This is a genomic window from Ancylobacter polymorphus, assembly GCF_022836935.1.
Taxonomy (GTDB): Bacteria; Pseudomonadota; Alphaproteobacteria; order Rhizobiales; family Xanthobacteraceae; genus Ancylobacter; species Ancylobacter polymorphus_A.
In genome coordinates this window covers 2,044,425-2,059,577 of sequence record NZ_CP083239.1, presented here as the reverse complement: position 1 = coordinate 2,059,577, position 15,153 = coordinate 2,044,425, and the positions used below count along the sequence as shown (strand labels likewise).

The window sequence follows — 15,153 nt, the reverse complement described above, 5'->3', positions numbered from 1 at the left end:
CACCGTCCTCGGCACGGGAGACCGAACATGGCCGTTTTAGAGGCATCGACGACGCGCATCGTCGCGCCGCCGCTCCACCCCTTCCTTATGCTCATCCCAGCGACCTGCCTCACCGCCGGGCTGCTGACCGATCTGGCCTATTGGGCCACCGTCAACACCATGTGGGCGGATTTCTCGGCCTGGCTGGTCAGCGCCGGGGCGATTCTGGCTTGGCTGGTGGCCATAGCCGGTCTGATCGAGCTGCTGATCCGCCCCGTGCTGCGCGCCAGCGCGGGCATGGCGGCCTATGTGCTCGCCTATCTCGCCGCCATGGTTCTGGCGACCTTCAACATGCTGGTGCACAGCCGCGACGGCTGGTCCTCCGTGGTGCCGTGGGGCCTCGCGCTTTCGGCCCTCACCGTGCTCGCCTTCCTTGCCGCCGCTGTCGCGGCTTACGGCCTTGTCGCCCGTCCCCGCATTGGAGGTTCGATCCGATGAACGGTTGGAAGACCTCGCTCGCCCCCTGCGTCGCGGCCGCCTTGGGCCTCCTCTCCTTCACCCTGCCCGCGCCGGCACAGGACGGCATCACCGTGGAGCAGCAGACAGGGCCCAATCCGGTGCTGCCCGAACCGCAGCTCGGCCTCTTCCCCACCATGAAGATCTCCGAGATCGTCGGTTGGAAGGACGGCGAAACGCCGAGCGTGCCTCAGGGCTACGCGATCAAGGCGCTGGCCACCGGCCTCGCACATCCGCGCGAGCTCTATGTCCTGCCCAATGGCGACATTCTCGTCGTAGAAGCCCAGGCACCGTCCGGCAAGCCCATCCGTCACCCCAAGGGGCTGGTGCGCGGCGTCGTGGAGAAAATGGTCGGCGGCGGTGGAGGCGGCGGCGGCGAGACCAACCGCATCACCCTGCTGCGCGACACCAATGGCGACGGCACGCCCGAGCAGCGCACCGTGTTCCTCGAAAATTTGCATTCGCCGTTCGGCGTCGCCCTCGTCGGCAGCGATCTCTATGTCGCCCACGCCGATGCCATCATGCGCTATCCCTATAATGAGGGCGACACGCAGATCACCGCCCCCGGCGAGTTGCTGGCGCCCCTGCCCGGCGGGCCGATCAACCACCATTGGACCAAGAGCCTCGTCGCCAGCCCGGACGGCAACCTGCTCTATGTCGGCGTCGGCTCGAACAGCAATGCCGCCGAGCGCGGAATGGAGGCCGAGAAGAACCGCGCCGCCATCCACGAGGTGGACCGCGCCACCGGCCGCCAGCGGCTGTTTGCCAGCGGCCTGCGCAATCCCAACGGCCTGACCTTCAACCCGACGACGGGGGCGCTATGGACCGTGGTCAATGAGCGGGACGAGCTCGGCCCCAATCTGGTGCCGGACTATCTCACCTCGGTCCAGGACGGCGGCTTCTATGGCTGGCCCTACAGCTATTACGGCAAGCATGTCGATCCGCGGGTGAAGCCGGAACGGCCGGATCTGGTCGAGCGCGCCATCGTGCCCGACTATGCGCTCGGCTCGCATGTCGCGGCTCTGGGGCTCGATTTCTACACCGCCACCGCCTTCGCCCCGCGCTATCAGGGCGGCGCCTTCATCGGCCTACACGGCAGCTGGAACCGGGATGAATTCAGCGGCTACAAGGTGATCTTCGTTCCCTTCGCCGAGGGCCGCCCGAGCGGGCCGGCGGAAGACTTCGTCACCGGCTTCCTCAATGAGCAAGGTCAGGCCCGCGGCCGGCCGGTCGGTGTGGCGGTGGACGCGACGGGCGCCCTGCTGATTGCCGACGATGCCGGAAATACCGTCTGGCGCGTCACCGCCACACCAGCGGTGAACGCCGCGCGCTGATGCGGGCCTGCGTCAGGTCCGCCGGCCAGCGATGGCGGGCCTCAGCCGCCCCGGCGCTCCATCCGCAGCGTCGGGCGGCCGGAGGTGGGGTTGACCCCGTGGCCGGTCACGACGAACCCCGCCTTTTCATAGAAGCGCACCGCCCGCTCGTTCTGCTCGTTCACGTCGAGCACGAGATGGCGCGGCGAGCGGGCGGCGGCGGCGGCGATCAGCCGGCTGGCCACCCCCGCGCCCCAATGGTTGGGATGCACCACCAGCTGGTCGACATAGCCGGTGCGGGGATTGACCGACACGAAGCCAAGCAGCGCCCCCGGCGCGCCGCCCTCCCCTTCCGCCTGGGCGAGGTCAATTTCCGCCCCTTCGTCGATCAGGGTGCCGATGCGGTGGCAGAGCCAGCCGCGCCGGGCCTCGAAATCGATTTCCGGCAGCGCCTCCTGCCAGGCTTCCACCCACAGATGCGTCATCTCGGGCATATGGCTCCAGTCGAAGCCGATCAGCAGGGGCGCGCGCGTCTCGCTCATCGCAAAGGGCTCATCGCTCTGTGAGCTTGAGTTCGATGCGGCGGTTGCGCGCGCGCGCCTCGTCATCGCTGCCGGCATCGAGGGGCTGGTACTCGCCAAAGCCAGCGGCGACGAGGTGCTGCGGTGAGACGCCGCGCTGCGCCAGATACTGCACCACCGCGATGGCGCGCGCCGCCGAAAGCTCCCAGTTCGAGGGGTAGAGCGGCGTGGCGATAGGCCGATTATCGGTATGGCCGTCGACGCGCAGCACCCAGGGAAGGTCGTCCGGTATCTGCTTTTCCAGTTCGATCAGCGCGCTCGCCAGCTTGTCCAGCGCGGGCAACGCGTCGGGGCGCAGCTGCGCGGCGGCGGGGTCGAAGAAGATCTCCGACTGGAAGACGAAACGGTCGCGCACCACGCGCACATCCGGCCGATCGCCGAGAATGGCGCGCAGCCGGCCGAAGAACTCGGAGCGGTAACGGGTCAGTTCCTGCACCCGCTGCGCCAGCGCGACATTCAGCCGCCGGCCGAGATCGGCAAGGCGGGACTGGCTTTCCTTGTCCTTCTGCTCGGAAATGTTCAGCGCCTCTTCCAGCGCCGCGATCTGCCGGCGCAGCGCGGCGATCTGCTGATTGAGAATGGCGATCTGCGCCGCCGCCGACGCCGCCGCGTCCTTCTCCTCGCCAAGCTGACGGGCGAGTTCGGCGCTGCGGCTCTGGGCGGACGCGACCTCCTCAGGGCTGGCGACCGCCGCAGCGGCGTCGCGCAGCACATCGCGTTCCTGTTCCAGCCGCAGCAGGCTGGCGCGCAGCGCGCCCACCTGGCTTTCGGCCTCGGCGTCGTTCGCCCGCTCCAGCGCCAGCAGTTCGGTCAATTCGCGGATCTGCGCCTGCAGCCGCGCCATGGCGTCGTCCTTGGAGCCGATCTCCTGGGTGAGGACGAACTGCGCGAGCACAAAGACGGAGAGCAGAAACACGAACACCAGCAGCAGCGTCGACAGCGCGTCGACGAAGCCGGGCCAGTAGTCGATGTGGCGCTCGCCACGGCGGGAACGACCCAGGGCCATCAGACGCTCTCGCGGTCCGACTTGGACTCGGCGATCCGCTCCAGCAGGCGCTTGATGTCGCGCTGCTGCTCGGCCTGCGCCTCCACCCAGTCGCGCACCATCTGCTGCTCGCTGCGCATGTGCTGCACAAGGCCCTGCAGGCTCTCGGCGAGATGCGCCATGGCGGAGGTGACGCGCTGCGAGCCGGCCTCGGTCATGGTCCGCTCAAGCCGGGCAATGGCGGCGGAGAGGTCGCTGAAATCCGGCGCCTGGGCAAAGGCGGGCGCAGGCGGGGGCGGCAGCGGCAGCGGCCCGATCGGCGTGGCAGAGATCGGCGCCGGCACCGGGCCACGGGCGCGCGCCGCCTCCGTGCCGAGATCCTCCACCGTGGTGGACAGCCAGTCTTCCAGGTCGATGTAGAAGCGGTTCTGCGCCTGCCCGGCCTGCAGGTCGAGGAAGCCGAGCACCAGCGAGCCGGCAAGGCCGAACAACGAGGATGAAAAGGCGATGCCCATGCCGCCGAGCGGCGCGGCAAGGCCGGTCTTCAACGTGTCGAGCACGGAGCCGGATTCCGGCCCCACATCCAGCGCGCCGATCACACGGGCGATCGAGCTGACGGTTTCGAGCAGGCCCCAGAAGGTGCCGAGCAGGCCGAGAAAGACAAGCAGGCCGGTGAGATAGCGCAGCAGGTCGCGCGCCTCGTCGAGGCGGGTGCCGATGGATTCGAGAATGCCGCGCATCGTCGCCTGCGAGATCGACATGCGCCCAACGCGGTCGCCGAGCAGCGCCGCCATCGGCGCCAGAAGCACCGGCGCCTGCCGCACTTCAAGGCCGGGATCGGCGATGCGGAAGCTGTTCACCCATTCCACTTCCGGCAGCAGGCGCAGCACCTGGCGGAAGGCGAAGATGATGCCGATGAACAGAACGCCGAAAATGACGCCGTTCAGGCCGGGATTGTTGAGGAAGGCGCGCCAGATCGGCTCGTGCAGAATGGAGGCCAGCGCCACGCACAGCAGGATGAATACGAACATCCGCACCAGAAAGATGCGGGGCGATGACAATTTATGAAATGAATCGGTAGCGCTCATGCCGTCGGCCGTCCCTGTGAAGGACGGCGATGGCCCGAAAGACCGCCCCTCGGGCCGGACTATGCCACAGACGCAGGGAAAAGGAACGCGGCAGAGACCTCAAGAAAAACCCTTATTTCTCTACCGTTACGGCTTTCTCTACGCCTTGTTGACGAGCGCCAGCAGGTCGCGACGCACCGTGTCATTGCCGACGATGATGTCGCCCTTGGCCAGCATCTTGTCGCCGCCGTCGAGGTCGGAGACATAGCCGCCCGCCTCGCGCACCAGCACGATGCCGGCCGCCATGTCCCACGGGCTGAGCCCGCGTTCCCAGAAAGCGTCGAAGCGCCCGGCGGCGACCCAGGCGAGGTCGAGCGCGGCCGAGCCGGTGCGGCGCAGGCCGGCGACCTTGGGGGCGATGGCGCCGTATTCGCGCCCGAACTGGGCGAAGTCGCCCCGGCCCATATGCGGCAGGCCGCAACAGACCACGGCATCGGCGAGGTTGCGCCGGGCGGCGACGCGGATGCGGCGGTCGTTCATGAACGCGCCGGCGCCCTTCTCGGCGACGAAAAGCTCGTCGGTGACCGGGTTGTAGATCACGCCCGCCACCGGCACGCCGTCGCGCGCCAGGCCCAGCGAGACGCAGAACAGCGGAATGCCGTGCAGGAAATTGGTAGTGCCGTCGAGCGGGTCGATGATCCAGCGATGGCTCTCGTCGGCCCCGTCGATCTCGCCGCTTTCCTCCATGATGAAGCCGAAATTCGGCCGCGCCTTGGAGAGTTCGTCGTGCAGGATGCGCTCGGCCTTGCGGTCGGCGTTGGAGACGAAATTCGCCGGCCCCTTGAGCGACACCTGCAGGTTTTCCACCTCCCCGAAATCGCGGATCAGGGAGCGGCCGGCCTTGCGGACGGCCTGGACCATGACGGTCATCAGGGGAGTACGGATCATGTCGAATTCCAGATGAAGCGCAGTCAGAAGCCGCGGAACGGTGCTGTCCTGTGCGCTGTGCGGCCGGCCGCGTCAAGCCCGCCCGGTTCTCGGGCGGATGCGCACGGCCGGAGAAGCACGGGCGGGAGCGTTCTCCCGCCGGGCGTTCAGCCCATGCCGACGCCGCCCGATGGGCTGGTGCCGAGTTCGCGGGTCAGCCGCTCCAGCCGCTCGGCGGCGCCGGTGATACCGCGCGCCACACGGGCCTCCGTCTCGTCGAGGCGCCGCGTCGCGGCGCTGCGGGCGGCGCGCTCGGCGCTCGCCTCCTTCTCCAGCGCCTGAATGCGCCGGCGCGCCTCGCTCAGTTCGTCCGCGAGGGTGATGGCGGCCATGATGCTGAGGCGCTGGTCGCCGATCTCGCCAAAGGCGACGCGCAGCTGCTCGATGCGGGCGTCCACTTCCTCGCCGAGGCCACTGAGATGATCCTCCTGGCCGTCGTCGCAGGCCATGCGGTAGGCGCGCCCGCCAATGCTGATGGTCACATAGGCCATTGCCGGTCCCTCAGCGCTCCTGCGCGGCGAGCACCGCGCGAATGGTTTCCATGGCGCTGCCCAGCCGGCGCGCGACCTCTTCATTGGCGCTGTCGAGCCGTTCCGCCCGAGCCTGCGCCCCGTCAAGCGCATCGGCGAGGCGGGAACGGTCGGCACCAAGCACATGTAGCTGCTGGGCGAGCGCGGCTTCCTGCCGCTCCACCTCCAGCCGGCGCTCGATGGCGCTTTCGAGGGCCTCGACCGCGCTGTCGAAGCGCCGCAGGGCGGCATCCACGACGCCCGTCGTCTCGCCCGCCTCAGGCGCGTTCATGACATCTCCCTTGTTTCGCCCGTCGCGGGCGGGAAGCGGGGGCGAAACGGCCCATGTGACGCTCCGTTCCACCCATGCGTCACGCATTCATCGCGGAACGAATCCGGCAATATTGAGCCTGCGGCGCGAGGCAGCGTCAACTTCGCCGCCGGTAGCCCTCGCAACCGACTGGTTTCAGCGGGCAGCGGCCGGGGCCCCTCCCCCCTGCGATGCCGGCCAGGGACGTTGTGCCGGGGGCTGTCACAGGGCTGTCTTTGACACCGCGCCCGGTGGTGCTATCACTCGCCAGCCCCGCCCGCACGCTGAGCTGGCCCGCCCGGGAGCACGCCGCCCGGCCTGCGGCACCGAAACGTCGCGTCCTGACACAGCAACCCATCTGCCTCGGAGAGATCCGTCCTCATGTCGAACCGCGAGAAGCACGACCGCATGGCCAATGCCATTCGGGCCCTGGCCATGGATGCCGTCGAAGCCGCCAATTCCGGCCATCCCGGCATGCCCATGGGGATGGCGGATGTCGCCACCGTCCTGTTCGGCAAGGTGCTGAAATTCGATCCGACCGACCCGCGCTGGCCGGACCGCGACCGCTTCATCCTCTCCGCCGGCCACGGCTCGATGCTGCTCTACGCCCTGCTCTACCTCACGGGCTATGAGGGCATGACGCTCGACGACATCAAGAATTTCCGCCAGCTCGGCTCCCGCACGCCCGGCCATCCGGAATATGGCCACACCGTCGGCGTCGAGACCACGACCGGCCCGCTCGGCCAGGGCCTCGCCAATTCGGTCGGCTTCGCGCTCGCCGAGCGCATGATGGCCGCGCAGTTCGGCGGCGACCTCGTCGACCACCACACCTATGTCATCGCCGGCGATGGCTGCCTCATGGAAGGCATCTCGGAGGAGGCGATCGAGATCGCCGGCCGCCAGAAGCTGAACAAGCTCACCGTGCTGTGGGACGACAACCACATCACCATCGACGGCTCGACCGCGCTGTCGGTGGCGACCGACCAGCTGGAGCGCTTCGCGGCCTCGGGCTGGGCGACCACCCGCATCGACGGCCATGACCCGGACGCCATCCTCGCCGCGCTGGAGGCCGCCAAGACCAGCGACAAGCCGACCCTGATCGCCTGCCGCACCACCATCGGCTATGGCGCGCCCAGCAAGGGCGGCACCAATGCCGTGCACGGCGCCCCGCTCGGCGCCGCTGAGATCGCCGCCGCCCGCGCCTTTCTCAACTGGGAATACGAGCCCTTCGTCATTCCCAGCGACGTGCTCGATGCGTGGCGCCTCGCCGGCCTGCGCTCGCGCCAGGCACACAAGAGCTGGAGCCAGCGCTTCAACGACGCCGACCCGGCGCTGCGCGGCGAGTTCGAGCGCCGCGTGCGCGGCGACCTGCCCTCCAAGCTTGGCGAGACCATTGCCGCCGTGATCGCCAAGGCCCGTGCCGATGGCGGCGCGGTGGCCACCCGCAAATCGTCGGAAATCGTGCTGGAAGCGCTCACCGCCGCCCTGCCGGAAATGGTGGGCGGCTCGGCCGACCTCACCCACTCCAACAACACCAAGACCAAGGCCACCTCGGTCTATGTCGAGCCGCCGAAATATGACGGCCGCTATGTGAACTGGGGCATCCGCGAGCACGGCATGGCGGCGGCGATGAACGGCATCGCCCTGCATGGCGGCTTCATCCCCTATGGCGGCACCTTCCTCGTCTTCTCCGACTATTGCCGCCCCTCCATCCGCCTCGCGGCGCTGATGGGCGTGCGCGTCGTCTATGTGTTCACGCATGATTCGATCGGCGTGGGCGAGGACGGCCCGACCCACCAGCCGGTGGAGCAGATCGCCGCGCTGCGCGCGATTCCCAACCTCCTCGTCTTCCGCCCCTGCGACACGGTCGAGACCGCGGAAGCCTGGAAGCTGGCGCTGGAGCACAAGACCGGCCCGAGCGTGCTGGCGCTGACCCGCCAGAACCTGCCGCTGCTGCGCACCGACGACACCGAGCGCTGCCTCACCGCGCGCGGCGCCTATGAGCTGGCGAGCGCGTCCGACGAGGCGGAGGTCACCCTCTTCGCCTCCGGCTCGGAAGTGTCCCTGGTGATGAAGGCGCGCGAGCAGCTGGAAGCGCAGGGTGTGCCGACCCGCGTCGTCTCCGTGCCCTGTTTCGAGCTGTTCCTGAACCAGCCCGAGGAAAGCCGCCGTCAGGTGGTGGGCAAGGCGCCGGTGAAGATCGCCGTCGAAGCCCTGATCCGTCAGGGCTGGGACGAGATCGTCGGATCCGACGCGGCCTTTGTCGGCATGCACGGTTTCGGCGCCTCCGGCCCGGCCCCGCAGGTCTTCGCCCATTTCGGCATCACCGTCGAAGCCGTGGTCGCGACCGCCCTCAGCCGCCTCAAGCGCTGAGCCGGGCCGAAAAGCTATGCAGCTGGCGCATGCACAATGCGCCAGCCCTGCGCCCAGCAAGCAGCGTCAAAAGAGCGGCTGGTGTCGTGGCCATCGTCGCGCTATGAGGCCCACGCGCGGATCGTGATGAGACAGCTTACCTGGGGATTAAACGCATGACGCTCAAGGTTGCCATCAACGGCTTTGGACGCATCGGCCGCAACGTGTTGCGCGCCATCATCGAGTCCGGCCGCACCGATATCGAGGTCGTCGCCATCAATGATCTCGGCCCGGTCGAGACCAATGCGCATCTGTTCCGCTTCGACAGCGTGCATGGCCGCTTCAACGGCGCGGTGACGGTCGACGGCGACACGATCAATGTCGGCCGCGGCCCGATCAAGGTGACCGCCGTCCGCAACCCGGCCGAGCTGCCGCACACCGCGCTTGGCGTGGACATCGCGCTCGAATGCACCGGCATCTTCACCGCCCGCGACAAGGCCGCCGCCCATCTCGCGGCCGGCGCCAAGCGCGTGCTGGTTTCCGCCCCGGCGGAAGGCGCCGACCTCACGGTCGTTTACGGCGTCAACCACGACAAGCTGACCAAGGATCACCTGGTCGTCTCCAACGCCTCCTGCACCACCAACTGCCTCGCGCCGGTGGCCAAGGTGCTGAACGACGCCGTCGGCATCGACCACGGCTTCATGACGACGATCCACTCCTACACCGGCGACCAGCCGACGCTGGACACCATGCACAAGGATCTCTACCGCGCCCGCGCTGCGGCGCTGTCGATGATCCCGACCACGACCGGCGCCGCCAAGGCCGTCGGCCTGGTGCTGCCGGAACTCGCCGGCCGTCTCGACGGCACCTCGATCCGCGTCCCGACCCCGAATGTCTCGGTGGTCGACTTCAAGTTCGTCGCCAAGAAGAAGGTGACGAAGGAGGAGATCAACGAGGCGATCAAGGCGGCCGCCGCCGGCCCGCTCAAGGGCATTCTCGGCACCACCGACCAGCCGAATGTCTCGACCGACTTCAACCACGACCCCCATTCCTCGATCTTCCATCTCGACCAGACCAAGGTTCTGGAAGGCAATTTCGTCCGGGTTCTGTCCTGGTACGACAATGAATGGGGCTTCTCGAACCGCATGTCCGACACGGCGGTCGCCCTCGGAAAGCTGATCTGAACAGCCGGCCCGGCCGGGCCTCCCGCCAAGGAGGTCCGGCCGTTTCGCAGATAAGATCAACAATCCCAGGGAGAAGACCATGAGCGAGGCTTCCGCCTTTCGCACCCTCGACGACGCCGACGTCGCCGGTAAGCGCGTTCTCGTGCGCGTCGATCTGAACGTGCCGGTCGACAATGGCCGGGTGACCGACGACACCCGCATCCAGGCCGTGCTGCCCACCATCCGTGAAATCTCCGACAAGGGCGGCAAGGTCATCCTGCTCGCCCATTTCGGCCGCCCCAAAGGCGAAGACCCGGCGCTGTCGCTGGCCCCCATCGCCGCGGAAGTGGCGAGCCGGCTCGGCAAGCCCGTCGCTTTCGCCCCTGCGACCATCGGCCCGGTGGCGGAGGAAGCGGTCGCCAAGCTGCAGAACGGTGACGTGCTGCTGCTGGAGAACACCCGCTTTGACAAGCGGGAAGAAAAGAACGACCCCGACTTCGTGGCGGCGCTGGCCTGCCTCGGCGATGTCTATGTCAACGACGCCTTCGCCACGGCCCACCGTGCCCACGCCTCCACCGAAGGGCTCGCCCACAAGCTGCCGGCCTTCGCCGGGCGCTGTATGCAGGAAGAGATCGAGGCGCTGGCCAAGGCGCTGGAGAAGCCCGAGCGCCCGGTGCTCGCCGTGGTCGGCGGCGCCAAGGTCTCCTCCAAGCTCGACCTGCTGGGCAATCTCGTCGCCAAGGTGGACATTCTGGTGATCGGCGGCGGCATGGCCAATACCTTCCTCGCCGCCCAGGGCAAGGATGTCGGCAAGTCGCTGTGCGAGCATGACCTCACCGGCACGGCGCTGGAGATCCTCGACAAGGCCAAGGCCGCCGGCTGCGACATCGTGCTGCCGGTCGACGCCCTCGCCGCCACCGAGTTCAAGGCCAACGCGCCGCACCGCGTCGCCTCGGTCGACGATATCAGGGCAGACGAGATGATGCTCGATGCCGGCCCGGCCTCGGTCGCCAATGTCGTGGCCCGGCTGAAGGACGCGAAGACCATCGTCTGGAACGGCCCGTTCGGCGCCTTCGAGCTGCCGCCCTTCGACACGGCGACCGTGGCGGTGGCGCGCGCGGCGGCGGAACTCACCGACGCCGGCGGACTTCTGTCCGTGGCGGGCGGCGGCGACACGGTGGCCGCGCTCAACCATGCCGGGGTGGCCGACCGCTTCACCTATGTGTCGACGGCCGGTGGCGCCTTCCTGGAATGGCTTGAGGGCAAGCCCCTGCCGGGCGTCGAAGCCCTGAGACGTTGAAGGACGCCCGGGCGGCGCGGTCCCGTCATTCGGAATCGCTCCGCCCGGTGCTAATATCCGACCGGTCCGGCCCGCGTTCGCTCCGGCGGCGGTGCCGGCCGGTCAGTTTCGCGCGGGAGAGAGACAATGACTGCAAGCCTCGAAGAGGTCGCGTATAAGCTGGCAGCGGGCGGCAAGGGCCTGCTGGCGGCGGATGAAAGCGCCAGCACCATCAAGAAGCGGTTCGACGCCATCGGCGTGGAATCGACGGAGGAGAACCGGCGCGATTACCGCGAGATGCTGTTCCGCTCCGAGGCGATGACCCAGTACATTTCGGGCGTCATCCTGTTCGACGAGACCATCCGCCAGAAGGCGAAGGACGGCACGCCGCTGGTGAAGCTGATCGAGGATGCGGGCTCCATCCCCGGCATCAAGGTCGATCTCGGCGCCCATCCTCAGCCGGGCTGTCCGGGCGAGACCATCACCGAGGGCCTCGACGGCCTCGCCGGCCGTTTCAAGGAATATTACGACCTCGGCGCCCGCTTCGCGAAGTGGCGCGCGGTGATTGATATCGGCCAGCACATTCCGAGCTACACCTCGATCCTCGCCAATGCGCAGGCGCTGGCGCGCTATGCCGCGCTCGCCCAGGCCGCCGGCATCGTGCCGATTGTCGAGCCGGAAGTGCTGATGGACGGCGACCACGACATCGACCGCTGCTACGACGTGACCGAGTGGGTGCTCAAGGAAGTGTTCCAGCAGCTCTTCTATGGCCGCGTGAAGCTGGAAGGCACGGTGCTCAAGCCGAACATGGTCATCGCCGGCAAGAAGTCGCCCAAGCAGGCCTCGGTCGAGGAAGTGGCGGAAAAGACCATCCGCTGCCTCAAGAATTGCGTGCCCTCGGCGATCCCGAGCGTCGCCTTCCTCTCCGGCGGCCAGTCGGACGAAGAGGCCACCGCCCATCTCGACGCGATGATCCGTCAGGGCGGGCTGCCGTGGAACCTCACCTTCTCCTATGGCCGCGCGCTTCAGGCCGCGCCGCAGAAGGCGTGGTCGGGCAAGGCGGAGAACGTCGCCGCCGGTCAGGCCGCGTTCACGCACCGCGCCCGGATGAACTATCTCGCCGCTCTCGGCCAGTGGACGCCGGAAAGCGAAGAGAAGAAGGCGGCCTGAGCCCTTCTCCTCGCTTGGCATGAGGTTGAGACGCCGCCCTTCGGGGCGGCGTTTTCGTTTGCGCGACGAGTTTGCGGTGACGGCGCCTCCACCGGGCAGGGGCCCGAAAAAGAAAACGCCGCCCCGGAGCGGCGCCTTCATAAGCCGAGGGACGTCCGCGCTCAGCGGCGGCCGCCGAAACCCCCGCCAAACCCGCCGCCGAAGCCGCCGTGGAATCCACCGCCATAGCCGCCGCCGAAACCGCCGCCGAAACCGCCAAAGTGGTCACCGCCGCCATAGCCACCGCCGAAACCGTCATAGCCGCCGGCGCGGGCGAAGCTGTCGGCGCGCTGGTCGCCATAGGACTGGTACTGGCGCTGCTGGTTCAGGCGGTCCATCTGCGCGGCATCGGTGTCGTTCGCCCAGCCGCTGCCGGTCTGGCGCTGCCAGCCGTTATTGGCATCGTACTGGTGAATCGAGCCGTCATGGTCGGTGTAGACATTGCCATTGTTCCACGCCACCGCGTTGCCGGTCTTGGCGTTGCCGGCGACGCCGCGGCTGTCGACGCTGACATGGCCGTTATTGTCGACCACGCCGGTCTCCGAGGCATGGCCGATGCCGGTCGTCGGGTTGTAACCCGCCGATTCACGCCCGGCAACGGCATTGCCGGTATAGGCGTTGCCCGCCACGCCGGCGCGCGCCTCGCCATGGGCGCCCGTATAGGGGTTGAAGAAGGCGGCCGAGCGCCCGGCGGCGTAGTTGCCGGTCCAGGGGTTGAAGGCGGCAGCGGAGCGGCCGGCGAAGTCGGTACCCCAGCCGGTCACGCCATGCACGGCGTTGGCGCCCCAGGCGGTACCGTAGGGGCCGACGCCCCAGGCGTGATCCCAGGTCGCCGCGCCGCCCCAGGCGCCGTAGATGTTGGTGCGGGCGATATCGACGCCGGCCCAGGGGCCGTACCACGGGCCGGGCCGCCAATAGGGGCCCCACCAGGGATACATCGCGCCCCAGCCGAAGGCGGCGTCGTAGCCGAAGCCGAAGCCCGTGGTCCAGGCGAAGGCGGCGTCATAGCCATAGGTGGCCGGGCAGCCATACCAGTACGTGCCGATATAGCCGACGCAGTTGTAGCCCGTGCCATAGACCACCGTGCCGCCGGGCTCGATCACCACGCCCATATAGCCGGGCGTGTAGCCCACCGTGACCACGTCGGCCGTCGAGGCGTAGACGCGGACATAGGTCACATAATGCAGCGGCGAGGACACCGGGATGGTGTAGATCGCATCCGGCACCACATCCGCCACCACCCAGGGGCCGCTCGGCGTCGCCGACACGAACCAGGCGCCCTGGAACAGCGCGTAATAGCGGCCGGGGTCGAGCTGGATCACCGGCGTGCGGGTGTTCTCGGCATAGGAAAGGATGGTGCCCTTGATCGGCTGGAACTTGGGCTGGCCGCCATCATACTGGACGGTGAGCTGGGTATCGCGCTTGATCGAGGCGGTCTGCGGCACGGTGGCGGCGATCGCCGCCTCCTTGGCCTGCGGCGTGCCGGGCACGGAGACCAGCGCGTTCGCCGCCGGATCGGTGGTGGAAATCTTGGCGAAGCTGGCCGGCAGGCTGGTGCCGGGCACGAAGGTCCACGGCCCGTTGAAGCCGGCGGCACGGAACCAGCGGCCGGAGATCAGCACGTAATACTGGTTGCTGTCGGGATCGAGGATGAGCGCGTGGTCGGCATTGCCCACGCGCAGCAGCGACGTGCCGCCCACCGGCGTCATCTGCGGCGCGCCGGCGGTGATGACGAGTTCGGTGGGCGTGGTGGAAACGATGATGGCGGGCGGGGTCGCCGGCTTCTGGCCATTCGCCGGCAGCATGGTCTGCGCCGGCTCCTCATAGGTGGCGGTGCTGCCGGCGGCCTCCAGCGCGGGGTCCGGCTGCGCGGTCACCGTCCACGGGCCTTCGACCGATGGCGCCTGATACCAGGTGCCCGAGGCCTGCAGGTGATAGAGCCCGGCGCTGTCGACCAGCATCAGCGGCTGGGTGTTGACGATGCGCTGGAAGCCCGGCACGCCGTTGACGGGGCGCGGCACTGGCTGCCCCGCGACGAGCACGAGCAGGGTCGGCTTGTCGGCGAAGATGATGCGCGGCGGGGTGTTCTGCACCGGCTGCGTCATCTCCTTGTCCAGCTGCTTGGTCGCGGCATAGCTGGTCATCAGCTGATCGAGGGCGAAGGTCAGGCCGTGCGGCGAGATGCGCGACTGCAGCGCGTTCAGCAGTACTGCGTTCTGCGAGGCGTCGGTCGGCACATCGACCGAGGTGATGCGGATATTGCTCATCTGCGCGAGCTTGGACGGCTTGTCGATCGCCACCCGCGCGGTGAACCGGGCGAGGCCATAGGTCGGGCCGGCGGCGGGCGTGGCGGAAGAGCCCGCAGCGCTGGCGGCGTTCGCGTCGGGCTTGGGCCCGATGGCGACGGCGGCACGGCCGGAGATCTGGTCGCCGTTCCATTGCTCGATGAGCGGCTGATAGACCTGCATCAGCTTGTCGCCGAGGTCGAAGCTGCGCGGCCAGGCCAGCGCGGCCGGCAGCGCCGACGGCGCGGCGGCGCCGGCCTGGGCGGCCGGGGGCGCCGGCTGCTGCGCCAGGGCGGGCGAAAGGCTCGCCGCGAACGCCGCGGCGATCAAGGCGAGAGACTGGGAATGAAGGCGCATGTTTCCCCCAAACGGGCGGCGGCGATCCGGCGACGGGCCGGTCGGCTTGCTGCGGTAGAGCATTAGCACCGCTGATTCGTAACGATAAGACGCCGCCCGAACACGAAAGCGACGACGAAGAGATCGCCGTTAAAATGTTACCGCATTAAGGCGAAAGCGCCGCCTTGCCGCGACCAGGGCGGCGTACTGGACCGCAAAGGGCCCGCCGCGCTACAGAAAGCGCCGCGTGCCGTGCTTTCGCCGCCATCCTCGCCGATGGCT

13 protein-coding genes are annotated in these 15,153 nt (G+C 68.4%); 6 read left to right on the top strand and 7 right to left on the bottom strand.

From position 1 onward, the window contains the following. The first annotated feature begins 27 nt into the window (after positions 1 to 27). Both K9D25_RS09625 and K9D25_RS09620 read left to right on the top strand, forming a co-directional pair. Complete coding sequence (locus K9D25_RS09625) at positions 28 to 477, top strand: DUF2231 domain-containing protein (protein WP_244450622.1); 450 nt, start codon at positions 28 to 30, stop codon at positions 475 to 477. Continuing rightward, positions 474 to 1,829: a PQQ-dependent sugar dehydrogenase gene (locus tag K9D25_RS09620; protein WP_244450621.1), complete on the top strand. Its 1,356-nt coding sequence runs from the start codon at positions 474 to 476 to the stop codon at positions 1,827 to 1,829. Before K9D25_RS09625 ends, K9D25_RS09620 begins: the two co-directional genes overlap by 4 nt. A 41-nt stretch (positions 1,830 to 1,870) precedes the next feature. Here K9D25_RS09620 and K9D25_RS09615 read toward each other — a convergent pair whose 3' ends face one another. The 6 genes from K9D25_RS09615 to K9D25_RS09590 all read right to left on the bottom strand — a co-directional run bounded on the left by K9D25_RS09615 (position 1,871) and on the right by K9D25_RS09590 (position 6,229). Then, a complete protein-coding gene (locus K9D25_RS09615) occupies positions 1,871 to 2,350 on the bottom strand; it encodes a GNAT family N-acetyltransferase (RefSeq protein WP_244450620.1) in 480 nt (159 codons plus the stop codon). Between the two features lie 10 nt (positions 2,351 to 2,360). Next, positions 2,361 to 3,395, bottom strand: a complete 1,035-nt coding sequence (locus tag K9D25_RS09610) for a peptidoglycan -binding protein (protein ID WP_244450619.1) — start codon at positions 3,393 to 3,395, stop codon at positions 2,361 to 2,363. Further along, positions 3,395 to 4,462, bottom strand: a complete 1,068-nt coding sequence (locus tag K9D25_RS09605; RefSeq protein ID WP_244450618.1) for a flagellar motor protein MotA — start codon at positions 4,460 to 4,462, stop codon at positions 3,395 to 3,397. Before K9D25_RS09605 ends, K9D25_RS09610 begins: the two co-directional genes overlap by 1 nt. A gap of 138 nt (positions 4,463 to 4,600) precedes the next feature. Further along, positions 4,601 to 5,389: an inositol monophosphatase family protein gene (locus K9D25_RS09600; RefSeq protein WP_244450617.1), complete on the bottom strand. Its 789-nt coding sequence runs from the start codon at positions 5,387 to 5,389 to the stop codon at positions 4,601 to 4,603. 146 nt (positions 5,390 to 5,535) lie between these two features. After that, positions 5,536 to 5,919 (bottom strand): cell division protein ZapA, encoded by a 384-nt coding sequence (locus tag K9D25_RS09595; protein WP_244450616.1) that lies wholly within the window; start codon positions 5,917 to 5,919, stop codon positions 5,536 to 5,538. A 10-nt stretch (positions 5,920 to 5,929) separates the two neighbouring features. Then, complete coding sequence (locus K9D25_RS09590) at positions 5,930 to 6,229, bottom strand: DUF4164 domain-containing protein (protein WP_244450615.1); 300 nt, start codon at positions 6,227 to 6,229, stop codon at positions 5,930 to 5,932. A gap of 399 nt (positions 6,230 to 6,628) precedes the next feature. Here K9D25_RS09590 and tkt point away from each other — a divergent pair, with 399 nt between their 5' ends. The 4 genes from tkt to K9D25_RS09570 all read left to right on the top strand — a co-directional run bounded on the left by tkt (position 6,629) and on the right by K9D25_RS09570 (position 12,211). After that, positions 6,629 to 8,620: a transketolase gene (gene tkt / locus K9D25_RS09585; protein WP_244450614.1), complete on the top strand. Its 1,992-nt coding sequence runs from the start codon at positions 6,629 to 6,631 to the stop codon at positions 8,618 to 8,620. A 155-nt stretch (positions 8,621 to 8,775) separates the two neighbouring features. Next, positions 8,776 to 9,783 (top strand): type I glyceraldehyde-3-phosphate dehydrogenase, encoded by a 1,008-nt coding sequence (gene gap / locus K9D25_RS09580; RefSeq protein WP_244450613.1) that lies wholly within the window; start codon positions 8,776 to 8,778, stop codon positions 9,781 to 9,783. A 79-nt stretch (positions 9,784 to 9,862) separates the two neighbouring features. Continuing rightward, a complete protein-coding gene (locus K9D25_RS09575) occupies positions 9,863 to 11,062 on the top strand; it encodes a phosphoglycerate kinase (RefSeq protein WP_244450612.1) in 1,200 nt (399 codons plus the stop codon). Positions 11,063 to 11,188: 126 nt separating this feature from the next. Beyond that, positions 11,189 to 12,211: a class I fructose-bisphosphate aldolase gene (locus K9D25_RS09570; RefSeq protein WP_244450611.1), complete on the top strand. Its 1,023-nt coding sequence runs from the start codon at positions 11,189 to 11,191 to the stop codon at positions 12,209 to 12,211. A gap of 161 nt (positions 12,212 to 12,372) precedes the next feature. On the opposite strand, the gene K9D25_RS09565 is transcribed toward K9D25_RS09570, so the two are convergent. Then, the gene (locus tag K9D25_RS09565; RefSeq protein ID WP_244450610.1) at positions 12,373 to 14,892 is read right to left on the bottom strand and encodes a DUF5320 domain-containing protein; all 2,520 of its coding nucleotides are present in this window, start codon (positions 14,890 to 14,892) and stop codon (positions 12,373 to 12,375) included. Positions 14,893 to 15,153 lie beyond the last annotated feature (261 nt).